Source organism: Serpentinicella sp. ANB-PHB4 (assembly GCF_031432315.1).
GTDB lineage: Bacteria > Bacillota > Clostridia > Peptostreptococcales > Natronincolaceae > Serpentinicella.
In genome coordinates, this window is the sequence record NZ_JAVKGO010000002.1 from 103,668 (window position 1) to 120,345 (window position 16,678).

Sequence of the window (16,678 nt, forward strand, 5' to 3'; positions counted from 1 at the left end):
TTTAAGTGAAGCTTTTAAAAGGTATGGATTAAACATGCCTTTGTTGATGTGTTATTAAACGACTCCTGGGAGTCGTTTTTTTATTTTTTTTAAAAAAGGAGGTGAGTTCAATGGAATGTGATAATGATGTCCCCTTGTGGGGTAGTAAATGTATAAAGGAAGATAAATTGTTAGAAACTACAGTAGAACCGGAGGGATCGACATGGAAAAACTTAAACAAACTATTTGGACTCACCTTGAAAATAAGGATATGGAGTCTTTAAAAAAGCTACTTAGCAACTTAGAAGTTATTGAAATACTAAATGTCATGTGGGAGTTATCTGCACAAGAGCAGGTGATTGTCTATCGTCTTTTATCAAAGGATAAAGCATTGCTGGTATTTGAACAATTAGATGTACATCTACAACAAGAACTATTATCATCATTTACACAAGAGCGTGTAATTGAGCTAATATCAGAATTAGCACCGGATGATCGTGTAAGATTATTAGATGAACTGCCAGCTAAAGTAACAAAAAAACTAGTAACTTCGCTTTCAGTTGAGGAGAGAAAAGAAACTGCATTACTAATGGGTTATGAGGAAGAAACTGCTGGAAGAATCATGACGACGGAATATGTACGCTTAAAAGGGAGCTACACTGCAAAAGAAGCCCTAGAAAAAGTAAGGGAAAATGCAGGGGAAAAGGAAACTATTTATACAATTTATATCACAGACGATAGCAGAAAATTACAAGGGGTTCTTTCTTTAAGAGAGCTAGTAATGGCGCCGCCTGAGGAAAAACTTGAAAACATAATGCATAAAAAGATTATAAGTGTATCAACTGGTACAGATCAAGAGGAGGTAGCTAGAACATTACAAGAGTTAGATCTACTTGCATTACCTGTTGTTGACAAAGAAAAACGACTAGTAGGAATTATCACAATTGACGATGCAATGGATATAATTGAAGAAGAAACTACTGAAGATATTTTTGATAAGGCAGGATTAGCAGACTTAAATAACAGAGAATCAAACAGAAGTGAAAGATTAGTAAATGGATCTGTTTACCAAATTTGGCGCGTAAGATTACCATTTTTAGTAATAACTATGATTGGTGGGTTATTAGCAGGTGCAGTTATAGAGGTTTTTGAAGAAGCATTAAATGCGGTCGCTGCGGTCGCAATATTTATACCAGTTATTATGGATATGGGTGGAAATGCTGGAACCCAGTCGAGTACAATTTTTGCACGAGGACTAATACTTGGGCATATCAATACCAAAAAGTTCTTTAGACACTTAGGTAAAGAAACACTAGTTGGTTTGAGTATGGGTATACTTGTTGGTATTGCAACTGCAACAATTGCAACCATATGGCAAGGTATTCCTGAACTAGGTATAGCAGTAGGGCTTGCATTAGCAATTACAATGACATTGGCTACAACCTTAGGGTTCTTTATTCCTTTTATATTATTCAAGCTAGGCGTTGACCAAGCAGCCGGTGCTGATCCTATTATTACAACCATTAAAGACATTTCTGGATTATTGATTTACTTTATACTAGCTAGTTACTTTTTAGGAAACCTGTTATAAAAATAGAATAATAAAAAATGGTGCTATTCAACTTATAATTGAATAGCACCATTTTTTATTATAGGCATGAAAATGTTTAACGGATATATAATTTGGTATAAATATTACAGTTATGGCTGACAGAAAAGGACAAGTTTACATAAAAAATGACACACTAAGGAGGTATATATGGCATTAATAGGTCAAGTTTTTCAACTTTATAACGAAAGGCGCGAATTTTTTCTTGGACTTATAGTAGAACATTTTATTCTTACAGTCACTGCGGTATTTATTATAACTTGCATTGGATTGATTACAGGGATATTAATGATCAGAAATGCTTTTTTAGCGAAAGTAATCTTACGATTAACTAGTTTTTTATACACAATTCCATCAATTGCTTTATTTGGTTTTCTAGTGGCTATAACGGGAATAGGGTATAAAAGTGCAATTATCGCTTTGGTTTTGTATGGCATACTACCAATTATAAGAAATACTTATGTAGGTTTAAGTGAAATAGATGAACAGATTATTGAATCAGCCATAGCAATGGGAAGTACAAGTAGGCAGATGCTATTTCGAATACGGTTACCATTAGCACTCCCTATTATTTTTTCTGGCTTTCGTACAATGGTGATCATGACAATTGCTCTGGGAGCAATTGCATCATTTATAGGAGCCGGGGGATTAGGGGATGCAATATGGAGAGGTATTACAACAAATTTTCCTGCTATGACAATAGCAGGCAGTTTACTAATCGCCGTTATGGCAATTGTTACTGACCTTATATTAGAACTAATTGAGAAAAGGTTGAGAGAAAGAATATTAGGGAAAGTATAGATAGGAGGAGAATTCATGAAAAAAGTATGGATATTAGGAATTATTTTAGTGCTTAGTATTTCACTATATGGATGCACAAAGGATGAAAATCAAATTGTGATTGCAAGTAAACCGATGACGGAACAATATATAATTGTTGAAATGTTAACCCAGCTGGTAGAAGAACACACTGATATAAAAGTGGAACAAAAATTGGGCATAGGAGGAGGAACGACAAATATCCATCCGGCAATGCTGTCAGGGGAGATAGATGTATATCCAGAATATACAGGTACAGGCTGGCTAACTGTACTAAAAAAAGATTTAATTAGAGATCCAGAAGAATTGTACCAATCAGTTAAGACTGAGTATGAAGAGAACTATGACATAAAGTGGTTAGATCTTTATGGATTTAATAACACTTATATACTAGCAGTTAATAAGGATATTGCAGAACAATTTAATCTTAAAACATATAGTGATTTAAGCCAGCACGCAAATCAACTAACCTTCGGTGCTAATTACGATTTTTATGAAAGAGAAGATGGTTTTCCAGGATTGACAGAAACTTATAATCTAGAATTTAAAAATACTGTAGAGATGGATATTGGTTTAAGGTACGAAGCTATAAATCAAAATCAAATAGATATTATGCCTGCATTTTCAACTGATGGGAGGTTAAATCAATACGATTTTGTCTTTTTAGAAGATGATTTAATGTTTTTTCCTGCATACCATTGTACAACCCTAGTAAGACAAGAAACCTTAGCCCAGTTTCCTGAGCTGGAGGATGTATTAAATATGCTAGCAGGACAAATTTCCAATAAGGATATGATGGAAATGAATTATCAAGTAGAGATAGAGAACCAAGACCCAAAGACTGTAGCTATAGAATTTTTAACAAAAAAAGGATTGTTGTAGTATGGCAATTATAGAATTTGAAGGTGTGACGAAAAGATATGATGATTCAAATGTCGTCCTAGAAAATTTAAATTTACAAATAAATCATGGCGAGTTAGTTACAATAGTAGGCCCATCTGGATGTGGAAAAACAACATTATTAAAAATGATTAATACCTTAGTAAAATCCAGTAGTGGAGACATTTATGTTAAGGGAAAAAATATTAAGCAGTGGGATCCAATTCAATTAAGAAGAACAATTGGTTATGTAATACAACAAGTAGGTTTATTTCCACATATGACAATAGAGAAAAATATTAATTATGTACTTGATATTATGGGGAAAGACATGAACTTAAAGAAACAACGGGTGCATGAATTAATTGATTTAGTTGGTTTGTCAGAAATGTATTTAAAAAAGTATCCTAGAGAATTAAGTGGTGGTCAAAAACAGCGTGTGGGCGTAGCAAGAGCGTTGGCGGCAGATCCAGACATTATATTAATGGATGAACCCTTCGGTGCAGTAGATGAAATTGCAAGGACTAAGCTTCAGGATGAAATCATTAAAATCCATAAAAAATTAAATAATACAATCATATTAGTTACCCATGATATAGAGGAAGCTTTAAAACTAGGGTCAAAGATTATTCTTTTGAATAATGGAAGAATAGAACAAATAGGCACAAAGGAGGAAATTGTCTTTTCTCCTAAAAATAAATATGTAGAAAGTTTTTTCGGAATAAAAGGATTTAAGGCAATTATTGATGATGAAAAATTAAAAGAAATTTATGATCGAACTGTACGGGAAAGAAATGAAATAACAGATAAGATTTCTGCTTGCTGAATTTTAAGTTTGCCAAACCTAATTATATTTAAACTTGTTAGGTTTGGTTTCTTTTATGCTCGATTAGTTAACCTATAAATTAAATTGGTTGACAATTATATTTTAATACGGTATCTTATATTAAGCGTTAAATTATTTTATAGGAGGACATTATGATGAAACTTAATACAAAAGATATGGTACTGATTGCATTATTTGCTGCATTGACAGCAATCGGAGCATTTATAAAAATTCCAATAGGGGTTGTTCCTTTTTCAATGCAGTTTCTATTTTGTGGCTATTCCGGTGTAATTTTAGGTGCAAAGAAAGGCTTTATGTCTCAAATCCTATACGTTGGCATTGGATTATTAGGCATACCTGTATTCACAGAAGGAGGCGGGATCGGCTATGTTTTAAAACCAACCTTTGGTTACTTACTTGGATTTATAATTTGTGCTTTTGTAGTAGGAAAATTAATTGAAAAGAAAGAGAAGTTAACCTTCTTAAATGTGTTTTTACCTTTAGTTTTAGGACTGTCAATTACATATATAATTGGTGTGTCATATATGTACATGATCTTAAATATTTATCTTGGCGTTGACATTTCAATAAATGGTGCTATTGCAGCAGGCGCTACACCATTTATTATTCCAGATTTAGGTTGGAGTACTTTAGTAGCAATAACATCATTAAAGATCGTACCGCAACTAAAAAGATTAGGTTATATTTAAAATTAATGTAGGATAAGCACACCCAGGCAATGGGAATATATATGACAAAAACCTCAGATAACTGAGGTTTTTGTCATATATAAAAATTATCGGTTAACAGCTATACTTTTAATTTGTATAACTAACCAGCTGTGAATCTGTAACCAACACCTTTTATAGTCTGTATAAATATAGGATTTTTAGCATCCTGTTCAATCTTTTTTCTAATATTACTAATATGTACCATAACCGTTCGATAATCCCCATAACTCTCTGTTCCCCATAATGTTTGAAATAATTCTTCATTACTAAATACAACATTAGGGCTTTGTGCAAGTAAAGTAAGCAGTTGAAATTCCCGAGGGGATAGAGTCACTTCATTGTTATTGCTAACGACTGAATGACTACTCAAATCAATTATTAACCCGGGGTAGTTAATAATACCAATATCTTTGTTTAAATTATGTCCAATGTCTAACATTCGGTTACGGCGTAAGTGAGCCTTAACTCGAGCAATTAATTCCATTGTTTCAAAGGGCTTGCTCATATAGTCATCCCCACCTGCGATAAGTCCTATTGATTTGTCGTTCGGTGTGGACTTGCAGCTAAGAAATAAAATAGGAGTAACAAGTTTTTTTCGTATCTCTTGGCACACCTCTATACCATCTAAACCAGGAAGCATCATATCAAGAATAATTAAATCCGGTTTTGATGAAAAAGCATGTTTTAGTGCTTGGTTTCCATCAGATGCCGTTAATACGTCATAACCCTCTTTTTCTAAGTATAATGAAATAATTTCTCTAATATCGGAATCGTCGTCAACAACAAGAATTCTTTCGCCTGACATTATTACACCTCCTCAAGGTTATAAGAATAAACTTTTTCAAGACTATCTTGATAAATTGGTAAGGTAAAGAAAAAAGAAGTACCATGTTTTTTCTTGCTTTCAACCCAAATTGAGCCCTGGTGATACTCAATAATTTCCTTAACAATGGCAAGACCTAAACCATTACTTTTATTAGTAGTTTGACGTGACTTAGATGCCATGTAGAAACGTTCAAATACATAAGGGAGATCTTCTTTTGAGATACCAATGCCACTGTCTGAAATTTCAACGAGAAGTTCCCTATTATCTATATCAATCTTAAAGTTAAGGGTAATAGTACCGTTTTTAGGTGTATATTTTAGTGCGTTATTTAACAAATTTGAGAAAACCCGCTCAAGTCTTTGTATATCAACCTTAACAAAAAAAGATGAAGGCTCGTGCTCACTGTAATAGTCAGTATTGCTAACTGTAAAATTAACGTCCTCATTCATCATATCGTAATGATATTTCTCAGAAAGATTCTCTATTAGCCACTTTACTGAAATCGGTGTAAGTTGTAGTTTTAACTGCCGGGACTGCAGTTGTGATAGATCAAATAGTTCCTGTACCATATAATTTAAGTGGTTTACTTTATCAATCACTCTTTTAAGATAGTTTTTTTGTTGTTTAGGTTCATTTACTATACCATCCAATATAGCGTTTGTGTATCCTTTAATGGAAGATAAAGGTGTACGTAAATCATGGGATATATTCTGCATTAAGTCTTGTAATGACTTTTCTGACCTAGATACAGTAGTATAGGCTTCCTTTAATTCTTCTTTCGAAGTTTCCAAAGCTAAAGTACGTTCTTTAACTTTTTCCTCAAGGTTTCTATTTGATGATTGAAGTTGCTCTTTTAATAACTCTACGTTTGAGAAGCTTTTTGAAAACCTTTTAGCTACCAACAAAGATTGGGTGAATACAAATACTAAGTGTCCCCAAGAGGACAGATTACCCTTAGTAATAATATTTCTTAAAAAATGATTATCCGTATCTGCTACAACAATACTTAAAAAAACAATATCGTTTATAGTAGTAAGGATTAGACTCATTAGTCCAAAACAAATTAAATAGGCACCATCTCTTTTTCTATAACAAAGAACGCAAGCAAAATAAGAAATATATGCAAAAATTATCAAAGAGTAAACTTGGTATACTGGGTTAAAATAGGTAAATATTCTAGCTGGTGTAAAGAAAACTAGAGATATAGAAACAATTGTCATTACTTTAATAACCTTATATATATTATTCGATGTGTCTTTAGGAAATGTTTCTCGTAAAAATAAAAATATTAAAGGAATACCTAAATAGTAAGCAAGGGTTTGGACTTTATGGGCAACTTCCCAGCTGAAACTAGGAAAAAGGTGTATAAAAAATATTTCACCTACGATTAATGTCCTAGCACTAATAAATAAAGAGTAAATTCCAAAATACAAAGTAGATTTATCCTTTGTCCTAAATATATATAGGGCTAACTGGTATAGTCCAATGATAAACAAGCAACCAAATAAAAAAAGTTCTAGGGTAAGATTTCTAATTCGCCGTTCTGTTATTTGATCAGCAGTACCAATTTGTATGCTTTCTAAAATACCCCCACTTCTGTGACTAAGATTAGTTACCTGGACTATAAGTTCAATATTTTTTGCATCGGTATTAAGATACTGAATCTGAGGCAGATATTGTGGTTTATGGTTGTTTATATCAATATCACCAGCAGAAGCAATTAACTCTTGATTAGCCCATAAATTATAAGAAGTAAAAATTCTAGGAATCTTTATTGCTAATATTTCATCACTAGAATGTTGAATCAAAAGGCGATAGGTTGCTTTTCCAAAGCCTGGTAGCTTCTTATCTTTAACAACATAGTTATTCCAAGCCCGTGGTAAGGTAATAAAATTAGTTGCTGTTCTTGAGGCATTAAAGTCTTCGGGATACAATAACTCATCCCAGTAAAACTCCCACTCACCATTTAAAGGGAGTATCTGATCCCAATGCCAATCATATAAGTCTAATTTACCATCAATAGCTGTTGGGGGAACATCATACGATGCATAACTACTGGAAGTACAACCAGATAATAATAAAAATATTAGGATAATAACAAATTTAAATTTTCCCATTTTAGGAATAACCCCCAATGATCATTTATAGTTAAAGAAAAGTTAAGGTTTTCTTAAACTTGTATTTATCGTATTTAGATTAGCATGTATGATAAAATTAACTTTAGAGTATGATTTTTAGAATAGTATTTTATATCGTTATATAAAAAATTAAGAATTTTGAGATAACTTAAATTATAGCCTAGACTCAACAAAAATTAAAGTAAATTTATCAAAATTTTCATAAAAATGTTAAAAAGGGCTTGTGTATGAATGTATTACGTATAGAATTTAATCAATGGGCACAATCTCATTACAATGGATTAGGACATAATAGTGAAATAAAATCCCAACAAGAATCAAAAAATTACATTAATAAAGTAGAAGATCAATTAAATATAAAGAAAGAAAAGTTAATTCAAATTTTACCTAGTTTAAGAGATTATAAATCGACTACTTTACAGTTTGATATTCATGAAGAAACAAATCGATTAATTGTAAAAGTAATGGATGTTGAGAATAAGGAGGTTATAAAAGAGTTTCCTTCAGAAAAAATACTGGATATATTATCAAAGACATGGGAAATAGCTGGGTTGGTAGCAGATGAATACACTTAAAATTATAGAGAAAATTAATTAGCACGCCTTTTAGAGAAATGGCGTGCTTAAAATTTATAACTCTATTTTAAATTAGGTGTAGCTTTGAATATCTCAATTGACCTAGATAAAATACCCGTTAAATCAGCAAGTAATACCCCATAATTAGTAATAGGAATATTTTTTTCCTTACACAGTGAAAGTCGGGTCATCATTGTTTTTTTATTCACCATACAGGACCCACAGTGAATAATGTAGTCATAATTGGATAAATCCTTAGGAAAATCATGACCCATTTTAAAATCATAGTTGAGTTCCTTACCAATATGCTTATTTAAAAGCATAGGAATTTTCACTCGCCCGATGTCCTCATGGGAATGGTTATGGGTGCAGCTTTCTGAGATCAGTATTCTTGAAGACGCATCTAAGGATTTAATCTTTTTTATCCCATCTACAAATACATCTAAATCTCCTTTGTACCGGGCAAATAAAATAGAGAAGCTAGTTAGCTTAATGTCACTTGGAACAATCTCATTTACTTTTTTAAAAGCTTGAGAATCTGTCACCACAAGGTCAATGTTCTTAATATCCTTTAACGCACCTTCAAGTTCTGTATCCCTTACTACATAGCTTTTAATACCATGATCTAAACAATCACGAATTAGCTGAACCTGAGGCAAAATAATTCGTCCCTTAGGGGCTTCTGAATCAATAGGTACAACCATAACTACGGTACCATTATATGGGATCAGGTCACCTACAATTGGAGGATCAGCTTCTCCTTGCTGTAATTTTTTGATTAAATGATCTTTAAGATAAAGAACATTTTTGTCTTTTAGGGCAGACACAAAGATCGCATCATCAAAAGCTTCTTTTTTCTTTTCAATAGCTTCATGAGTGACGGTATCCATTTTATTAAATACGGTCATATAAGGAATATTATATTTTTTAAAATCCTGTATTGTTTCATGATAAGCTTTTAAATCTGTATCTTGTATATCTAAAACATAGATTGCAAAGTCAGTACGTTGTAGAATTTTTAAACTTTTTTCTACTCTTAAGGTACCAAGATTACTTTCATCATCAAGACCAGCAGTATCAATAAAGACTACAGGTCCGAAGGGTATAAGTTCCATGTTTTTAAAAACAGGATCTGTCGTTGTCCCTTTGACGTCAGAAACGATAGAAATATCTTGTCCGATAATCGCATTGAGAAGAGAGGACTTCCCAGAGTTTGTTTTACCATATATCGCAATGTGGACTCTGTTAGCATTAGGGGTACTATTCATGTTTTTGCTCCCTTCTTATAAAAATAAATCCCGCTCACCATTTTTAATTTTTTCAAGATTATTCAGCGTTAACTGTTTAATGTCTTCTCGTTGAATTTTTTCTACTTCTTTATAAATAAGTGCTTCACCAATTTTAAATAAATCATCATCTCCGTAATCCATCATAAATTCCATCAGTGTCATAAGGGCATTCGGATTACAGACATTTTGTATTTCTCCTGACTTTGCAAGGCGCATAAAACGGTCACCGGTACGTCCTTGTCGATAACATGCGGTACAGTAGCTTGGAATATGAGCATCACCAATCAGTTCTTTTAATACCTCAATAGGACTTCGGTTATCCTCTACATCAAACTGACTGACCTTTCTGCCAGAGTCAGATTCCTTATACCCACCAACTCCGGTACATGAGCCAGCACTAATTTGGGATACCCCGTATTCAATAACTTCCTTACGCATTTTTGCAGATTCTCTAGTGGACAGAATAATACCAGTGAAAGGAACCGCTAATCGAATGATAGCAACAACCTTTTTAAACATTTCATCATTAATGATATGTGGGAATGTGTTTAAGTCCATTCCTTCAGCCTTTTTTAAACGAGGTACAGAAATTGTGTGAAAACCCACGCCATATTTTTTTTCTAAGTGTTCGTTATGAAGCATAAGGGAAAGCACTTCAAATTTAGGGTCTGCTAAACCAAAAAGAACACCGGCACCTACATCATCGATACCCGCCTCCATTGCACGATCAAAGGCAGTAAGATGATATTCGTAGTCCCCTTTAATTGACTTGGGATGCATTCTTTCAAAGGTGGGTTGATGGTAGGTTTCCTGAAATAGAATATAGGTACCAATATCCGCTGCTTTAAGTTTTTTATAATTTTCTGTCGTTGTAGCTGCAACATTAACATTAATCCGACGAATTGCACCCTGATCTTCGTAGGTTGAGTACACTGCATCAACAGCATCTAAAATATAATCAATATCACAGTTTATAGGATCTTCACCGGCTTCTAGGGCTAATCGTTTGTGTCCCATCTTTTCAAGAAAACGTACTTCTTCTTGTATTTCCTGACGGTTTAATTTTCTTCTAGAGAATTTATTATCCCGTTTATAACCACAATATACGCAGTTGTTTACACAATAATCGCTCACGTAAAGGGGAGCAAAAATAACCACTCGATTACCGTAAATAGATTGTTTTATATCACCGGCGAGCCTATACATTCTTTCTATTTGTTCCTGATCTTCGACCTGTAGTAACAGCGCAATATCTTCGTGGGATAAACCTACTTTTGTTTCCGCCTTATTGAGTACTTTTTCTATATCATGCTTAGAGGCGTTTTTTGACGATTCTAATAAATTTTCAATATATTTATGATTGATAAACATTATACTTCACTCCAATCCTTGTGGTCCCCTCGGGACATATTAATAGAAAATCCAGCTCGGTTAATTCTACCCTCAATACATTGACGGCATTCAGCAGCTTCGTCACCTGTACAAATTTTACCATCATAAAGTGCATATTTTTCACGAACATTTGTAGGGGAAAGGTTAGGCATAACTACATTTGCCCCAAACTGAATCCCTTTTTCTCTTCCCAGTGGATCAATACTACCTAGTGCTGTTGTTGCTGGTAAAAGAACCTTTGGGAGTAGCAGACGCACAATACCAATTAAGGTAGTGGTCATTTCCACAGTACCTTTATCCGCATCCTTAAGAGGCGTGTGCTCATGAGGAATAAAAGGTCCAATACCAACCATATGAGGATTAAGGTCTTTTAGAAACAAAAGATCCTTTACATAATCTTCATTTCTTTGATTGGGAAGCCCAACTAAAAAACCAGAGCCAACCTGATAGCCTATAGATTTAAGGTCACTCAAACATTGTATACGGTTTTCTAAGCGCATTCCTGGGTGGAGTGACTTGTATAATTTTTTCGAAGCAGTCTCATGACGAAGTAAATAACGATCCGCTCCAGCATCATAGTACTTTTTATAGGATTCATAGGATTTTTCACCGAGGGATAGCGTGATCGCACAATCAGCGTATTTATCTTTAATGCTTTTAATCATATTTACTATTTTATCATCGCTAAAGTAATCATCCTCGCCCCCTTGAAGAACAAAGGTTCTATAGCCTAGATTATAGCCAATTTCACAGCACTGAAGAATTTGATCCAAAGAGAGGCGATAGCGTTCAGCCTTATTATTGGTCGTACGGATTCCACAGTAGACACAATTTCTTTTGCAGTAATTAGAAAGCTCAATTAACCCCCGCATATAGACGGCGTCTCCATAGTGTGCCATCCGTGTTTCGTGGGCTTTTTTCATTAAGTAATTTCTACTTTCTTGATCAAGATTATTAAGAAGGTATAGGAGTTCTTTTTCATTTAAATCATTATCGCTATAAAGCTGATCAATTAATTTAATCATAGGCCAACCTCTTTCTTTGACACGGCGGTTTTAACCAATACGTGTTTAATATTTCCTAACTTACCCGTAAGGCTATTTATTTCATCAAGGGTTCCAACAACTGTAAGGGAAATGACTGATATATTTTCTTGATCAAAGGGAATACCCATCCTACCCTTGACAATGCCACTAAAAGAGGATACTACATCATTAAACTGTTGTTGACATAGCCTTGGTTCCTCTAGTATTGCACTTATGATTGCAATTTTTTTCATAGTAGATCACAACCTTTTTATTAGGATTAAAACAACCTATCGTTAATTTCTTGTTTGTAAATAGAAAAACTCCCCTAGAAGGAGAGTTTGAACACATCAAAAATAACCATTGTGCATGGTAATGTATGTTATAACAAACTTCCTGCTAAGATTAGACAATACTTTTCTTACAGGTCATTTTATTTATAGTTTCAATTAAACAAAGAATAAACTCTGATTAATTGATGGTTTGTTAATATTTTATCAATCAAAAAGTGGTTTGTCAACATTAAACGGTTTCAATGGTGTTGTGAAGTATTACAGGATATTTAGTAGAAAATGATATTGTGAAAAACTATTGGGTATAAATATCATAGATTGAACGCTGAAATACATAGCCTTTTCTTTAATTTAAAGAAATATACAAAGAATGGAGTGACAAGTGTGAATGCCGTAAAAGACCAAATAGTAAAGTATATCAATAATGAGGATAAAGAAAATGCAGTAAAGTATATATTGGAAAATTTAACGAAAGGGAATATAGACATAGTTAGTTTATATGAAGATATACTGGCGCCAACTTTAAATGACATAGCCCATTATAAGAAGGCACAAAATATTCACATTTGGCAAGAACATATACGTACAAGTATAGTTCGAACAGTTATTGAGTGTTGTTACCCACATGTTATAAAAGAACGGGATGAAAAATACAAACTTCACCATGGTAAAAAAGTGCTTGTAATGTGTCCACAAGAGGAATATCACGAAATTGGCCCAAGAATGGTGACAGATTTTTTCAATCTATGTGGTTACCAAGCTACTTTTGTAGGTGGAAATACGCCCAAAGAGGAAATATTAAAAATTGCCTTGGCATATGAACCAGATTACATTGCAATAAGTGTTTCAAACTATTTTCATTTAGTAGCTGCAGAAAGAGCTATTAAAAATTTACGAAGCACATATAAAAAATCGATTAAAATTATTGTTGGAGGGTATGCCTTTAACAGAAATCCTCAAGCCTATAAGGACATTGGCGCTGACCTTTTATTACAAGACTTTGATAGCATTCGTCAATTGGAAGGGAGTACACTAAATGAAACTGGCATTTAAAATAGCACTGCGTTTTTTAAAATCAAGTAAAGGACAAACGCTTTTAATTACATTAGGGATTGCCATAGGAGTAGCTGTACAAGTGTTTATTGGTTCTCTTATTCAAGGACTACAAAAAGATTTAATTAATACAACCATTGGCAATACATCTCAAATAACAATACAATCACAAAAAAGTGACAAAACTATTGAAAATTGGGAATCTATAATGAATGAAATAAATAAAAAAGACAATGAAATTACCGTTGTTTCTCCTACAGTATCCCTACCAGGATTTATAGACTTTAATGATAAAACAGAATCAATTGTTTTAAGAGGTTTCGGATTACAACAAGCCGATCTTATATATCAAATCTCAGATAGTATGATAGCGGGTGAAAAGCCTTTAAAAGAAAATCAAATTATAATAGGAAAACAATTAAAGAATGAACTAGGAGTAAATAAAGGAGAAAAAGTAAACATAATTACACCCCAAGGCAAAGCACAAGCATTAACCGTAGCAGGGTTTTTCGATTTAAAAGTAACCAATATTAATAAAAGTTGGATTATTACAAACATAAGCACCGCACAAAATGTATTTGATATTGACAATCGCATTACGGCATTAGAAATGCAAATTTTTGATGTTTTTGAGGCGGATCAAATAGCAAATGAAATACAGGAAAAAATAAATATGAAAGACTTGACCATTACAAATTGGAAAGAAGAAAATGAACAGCTGCTAAGTGGTTTGCAAGGACAGAGTGTCTCGAGTATTATGATACAAGTCTTTGTTTTAGTTGCAGTAGTTTTAGGAATTGCTAGTGTACTAGCAATATCAGTATTACAAAAATCAAGACAATTAGGGATTTTAAAGGCCATGGGAGTAAAGGATAGAACAGCAAGTCTAGTATTTTTATTCCAAGGATTTATTCTTGGAATTATGGGAGGCATTTTAGGTATAGCATTAGGGATGTTACTACTATATAGCTTCACTGTTTTTGCTGTAAATCCAGATGGGACGCCAGTAGTAGCAATATATATAAATTATAAATTTATTGCTTTATCTGCAATAATTGCAATTTTTTCAGCAACCATTGCTGCACTTATACCAGCCATAAAATCATCAAAACTGTCACCAATGGAGGTAATCAAAAATGGATAATATTATAAAAATGAAAGGTGTAGAGAAAATATATGGAACAAATATAAAAACACAGGTACTTTATGATATAAACTTATCATTTGAAGCTGGAAGTTTTAATTCGATTATAGGACAATCCGGTAGTGGGAAAAGTACACTGTTAAATATAATGGGAACCTTAGATAATCCTACAAATGGAGAAGTGTATATAAATGGAAAGAACACCACAGAGATGACAAAAAATCAGTTGGCTAATTTAAGAAATGATATGTTAGGGTTTATCTTTCAATTTCACTACTTGCTCCCTGAATTTAAAGTGATTGAAAATATTTTAATGCCCCATTACATTAAAGGGGGGCAACTAACCAGTGACGTAGAAAAAAGAGCTGAATACCTGATCGATATGCTGGGACTAACAAAAGTAAAAAACAATCTTGCTACTCAATTATCAGGAGGGCAGCAGCAAAGAACAGCAATTGCTCGGGCATTGATGAATAACCCGAAAGTAATTTTAGCAGATGAGCCTACTGGTAACCTAGATTCCGATACTTCTGAGGATGTATACAACTTACTTAGGGACATTAACAAGCAGTTTAACACGACTTTTGTTATTATTACCCATGATCAACGTATTGCAGAAAAGGCAGATCGAATTATTGAGATAAATGATGGAAGAATAAATATGGATTTTAAACGATAATAAAGCAGGTCTAAGAGACCTGCTTTTTAAACGAGTGTTCCATTATTGATATATGCATCAACATCAAACTTGGATTTGCATCCATTAAAGTTCATGTAGCGCACTTTTCCATAAATATTTCGATTAAACCAGGCACGATCATGAACCCCGCCTATGCTCCAAGCAATACCCACATAGCCATTAGGGTCCCTGCCATCAATAGCATATTTATCATTAAGATAAATTGAAATATGCATGGCATCTTCAGGACTTCTTGACCACTCTAGTATTTTTTTAGCCCAGTACATTCTTAAATATCCATGAATTTTACCTTTGTTTACAAGGTCTTCTTGGGTTTTATTCCACAAAGGGTCATGTGTTTGACCTTTTTCAAAATCATCTTTACTGTAAATAAACTCCCGCGGATCCTCCCTATGGGCTTTTAATGATGCTTGGGCCCACCTTGGGAAACCTAAAAAATTATCATAATTACTGTTGTAATAACAGAAATTGTCCGCTAATTCCCGTCTTACAATAAGTTCTTCTAGAAATGCTTCCTTATTGTCCCCCGAGGCATTCGAAGCTTGAACTGCTAATGCTACTCGCTGGGGCGAGAGTTGCCCAAAATGAAAATAAGGAGACAGATTTGAAGTAACCTGCTTATTTGGGTCGTTTCGATATTTGTCATAGACATCCAGCTTATTATCGATAAAATCCTCCAACACTTCCTTGGCAGCTTGTTCACCTGGAACTAACCAATCCAGTGGCAATACTTTTTCATCCACTTCTAGTGTTTCATATACACCTTTCCAATCTGTCTTATGAGTTGTAGTAGGCCATGAATAAAGATGGGGAACTATTTGTTTTAGCTCATCTAGGTAATAGGCTAAACGTTTATGTATCTTGGGTCTAATCGTATAAGCCGCATACTCCTGTTTTTCTGAAGCTTCCCAAATAGGTACAATATTATGGGTATCCACTTCATATATAGGAATTTCAAGAGTAGGAAACAAATGTTTTTTCCAATGCCTTTGCATCTTCAAAGGAGAAAAATCCGTAACTAAAGCACTAACTTTATTTTTTTGAACAAATGCCTCTATAGTATCTGTTGGTTCACCTAAAAGTAGAAAAAAAGGTACTTCATATTCTGAAAGGGTTGTTTCAAGCGCTTCTAATCCTTTAAGCATAAAATCGTATTGTCTTATTGTGGCACCTAAAAATTGTGGCGATAATGAAAAGACGATGCCTAAAGGGACTTGATATTTTAATGCTAAAGTCTGCGCGTAATACAAAGCCCAATTATCCTTGATCCGTTGATCTCGGCTCATCCAATAAATTATAGCACCTGGAGTAGTATGCTGCGCATCATTTTTAAACTTACGGACTCTTTTAATCTTCAAATAAACACCGCCTTTATACATAATTCCTATTCATTATACCCT

General features: G+C 33.6%; 16 protein-coding genes. 9 read left to right on the forward strand and 7 right to left on the reverse strand.

Going from position 1 to position 16,678, the window contains the following annotated elements:
- Positions 1 to 202 precede the first annotated feature (202 nt).
- From mgtE to RH915_RS03085, 5 genes are all read left to right on the forward strand, one after another.
- Positions 203 to 1,570, forward strand: a complete 1,368-nt coding sequence (gene mgtE / locus RH915_RS03065) for a magnesium transporter (RefSeq protein ID WP_310477845.1) — start codon at positions 203 to 205, stop codon at positions 1,568 to 1,570.
- A gap of 168 nt (positions 1,571 to 1,738) precedes the next feature.
- Positions 1,739 to 2,389 carry an ABC transporter permease gene (locus tag RH915_RS03070; RefSeq protein ID WP_310477846.1) on the forward strand — a complete coding sequence of 217 codons (651 nt, stop codon included), beginning with the start codon at positions 1,739 to 1,741 and terminating at the stop codon, positions 2,387 to 2,389.
- Positions 2,390 to 2,404: 15 nt separating this feature from the next.
- The gene (locus RH915_RS03075) at positions 2,405 to 3,289 is read left to right on the forward strand and encodes a glycine betaine ABC transporter substrate-binding protein (RefSeq protein WP_310477847.1); all 885 of its coding nucleotides are present in this window, start codon (positions 2,405 to 2,407) and stop codon (positions 3,287 to 3,289) included.
- Position 3,290: 1 nt separating this feature from the next.
- Positions 3,291 to 4,112, forward strand: coding sequence for an ABC transporter ATP-binding protein (locus RH915_RS03080; protein WP_310477848.1), 822 nt, complete (start codon positions 3,291 to 3,293; stop codon positions 4,110 to 4,112).
- 155 nt (positions 4,113 to 4,267) lie between these two features.
- Positions 4,268 to 4,822, forward strand: coding sequence for a biotin transporter BioY (locus RH915_RS03085; RefSeq protein ID WP_310477849.1), 555 nt, complete (start codon positions 4,268 to 4,270; stop codon positions 4,820 to 4,822).
- Positions 4,823 to 4,943: 121 nt separating this feature from the next.
- Here the strand turns inward: RH915_RS03085 and RH915_RS03090 are convergent, their stop codons facing one another.
- Complete coding sequence (locus RH915_RS03090; protein ID WP_310477850.1) at positions 4,944 to 5,648, reverse strand: response regulator transcription factor; 705 nt, start codon at positions 5,646 to 5,648, stop codon at positions 4,944 to 4,946.
- 2 nt (positions 5,649 to 5,650) lie between these two features.
- Entirely contained in the window at positions 5,651 to 7,786 is a 2,136-nt protein-coding gene (locus RH915_RS03095) for a sensor histidine kinase (RefSeq protein ID WP_310477851.1), read from the reverse strand.
- A 248-nt stretch (positions 7,787 to 8,034) separates the two neighbouring features.
- Between RH915_RS03095 and RH915_RS03100 the strand changes: the two genes are divergently transcribed.
- Positions 8,035 to 8,382, forward strand: coding sequence for a flagellar protein FlaG (locus tag RH915_RS03100; protein ID WP_310477852.1), 348 nt, complete (start codon positions 8,035 to 8,037; stop codon positions 8,380 to 8,382).
- Positions 8,383 to 8,444: 62 nt separating this feature from the next.
- On the opposite strand, the gene hydF is transcribed toward RH915_RS03100, so the two are convergent.
- The 4 genes from hydF to RH915_RS03120 are packed head-to-tail and all read right to left on the reverse strand — an operon-like array spanning position 8,445 to position 12,342.
- Positions 8,445 to 9,650, reverse strand: coding sequence for a [FeFe] hydrogenase H-cluster maturation GTPase HydF (gene hydF / locus RH915_RS03105; RefSeq protein ID WP_310477853.1), 1,206 nt, complete (start codon positions 9,648 to 9,650; stop codon positions 8,445 to 8,447).
- Between the two features lie 15 nt (positions 9,651 to 9,665).
- On the reverse strand, positions 9,666 to 11,042 hold the full coding sequence (gene hydG, locus RH915_RS03110; RefSeq protein WP_310477854.1) for a [FeFe] hydrogenase H-cluster radical SAM maturase HydG: 1,377 nt from the start codon (positions 11,040 to 11,042) through the stop codon (positions 9,666 to 9,668).
- A complete protein-coding gene (hydE, locus tag RH915_RS03115) occupies positions 11,042 to 12,088 on the reverse strand; it encodes a [FeFe] hydrogenase H-cluster radical SAM maturase HydE (RefSeq protein WP_310477855.1) in 1,047 nt (348 codons plus the stop codon). Before hydE ends, hydG begins: the two co-directional genes overlap by 1 nt.
- Positions 12,085 to 12,342, reverse strand: a complete 258-nt coding sequence (locus RH915_RS03120) for a TM1266 family iron-only hydrogenase system putative regulator (RefSeq protein WP_310477856.1) — start codon at positions 12,340 to 12,342, stop codon at positions 12,085 to 12,087. The genes hydE and RH915_RS03120 overlap by 4 nt, the downstream gene beginning before the upstream one ends.
- Before the next feature lie 423 nt (positions 12,343 to 12,765).
- On the opposite strand from RH915_RS03120, the gene RH915_RS03125 reads away from it, so the two are divergent.
- Genes RH915_RS03125 through RH915_RS03135 form a run of 3 tightly spaced genes read left to right on the forward strand, consistent with a single transcriptional unit; the run spans position 12,766 to position 15,257 of the window.
- Positions 12,766 to 13,434 (forward strand): cobalamin B12-binding domain-containing protein, encoded by a 669-nt coding sequence (locus tag RH915_RS03125; RefSeq protein WP_310477857.1) that lies wholly within the window; start codon positions 12,766 to 12,768, stop codon positions 13,432 to 13,434.
- Positions 13,418 to 14,578: an ABC transporter permease gene (locus RH915_RS03130; protein ID WP_310477858.1), complete on the forward strand. Its 1,161-nt coding sequence runs from the start codon at positions 13,418 to 13,420 to the stop codon at positions 14,576 to 14,578. Before RH915_RS03125 ends, RH915_RS03130 begins: the two co-directional genes overlap by 17 nt.
- On the forward strand, positions 14,571 to 15,257 hold the full coding sequence (locus tag RH915_RS03135) for an ABC transporter ATP-binding protein (protein ID WP_310477859.1): 687 nt from the start codon (positions 14,571 to 14,573) through the stop codon (positions 15,255 to 15,257). The genes RH915_RS03130 and RH915_RS03135 overlap by 8 nt, the downstream gene beginning before the upstream one ends.
- Positions 15,258 to 15,283: 26 nt before the next feature.
- Here the strand turns inward: RH915_RS03135 and RH915_RS03140 are convergent, their stop codons facing one another.
- A complete protein-coding gene (locus tag RH915_RS03140) occupies positions 15,284 to 16,636 on the reverse strand; it encodes a deoxyribodipyrimidine photo-lyase (protein ID WP_310477860.1) in 1,353 nt (450 codons plus the stop codon).
- Positions 16,637 to 16,678: the final 42 nt, after the last annotated feature.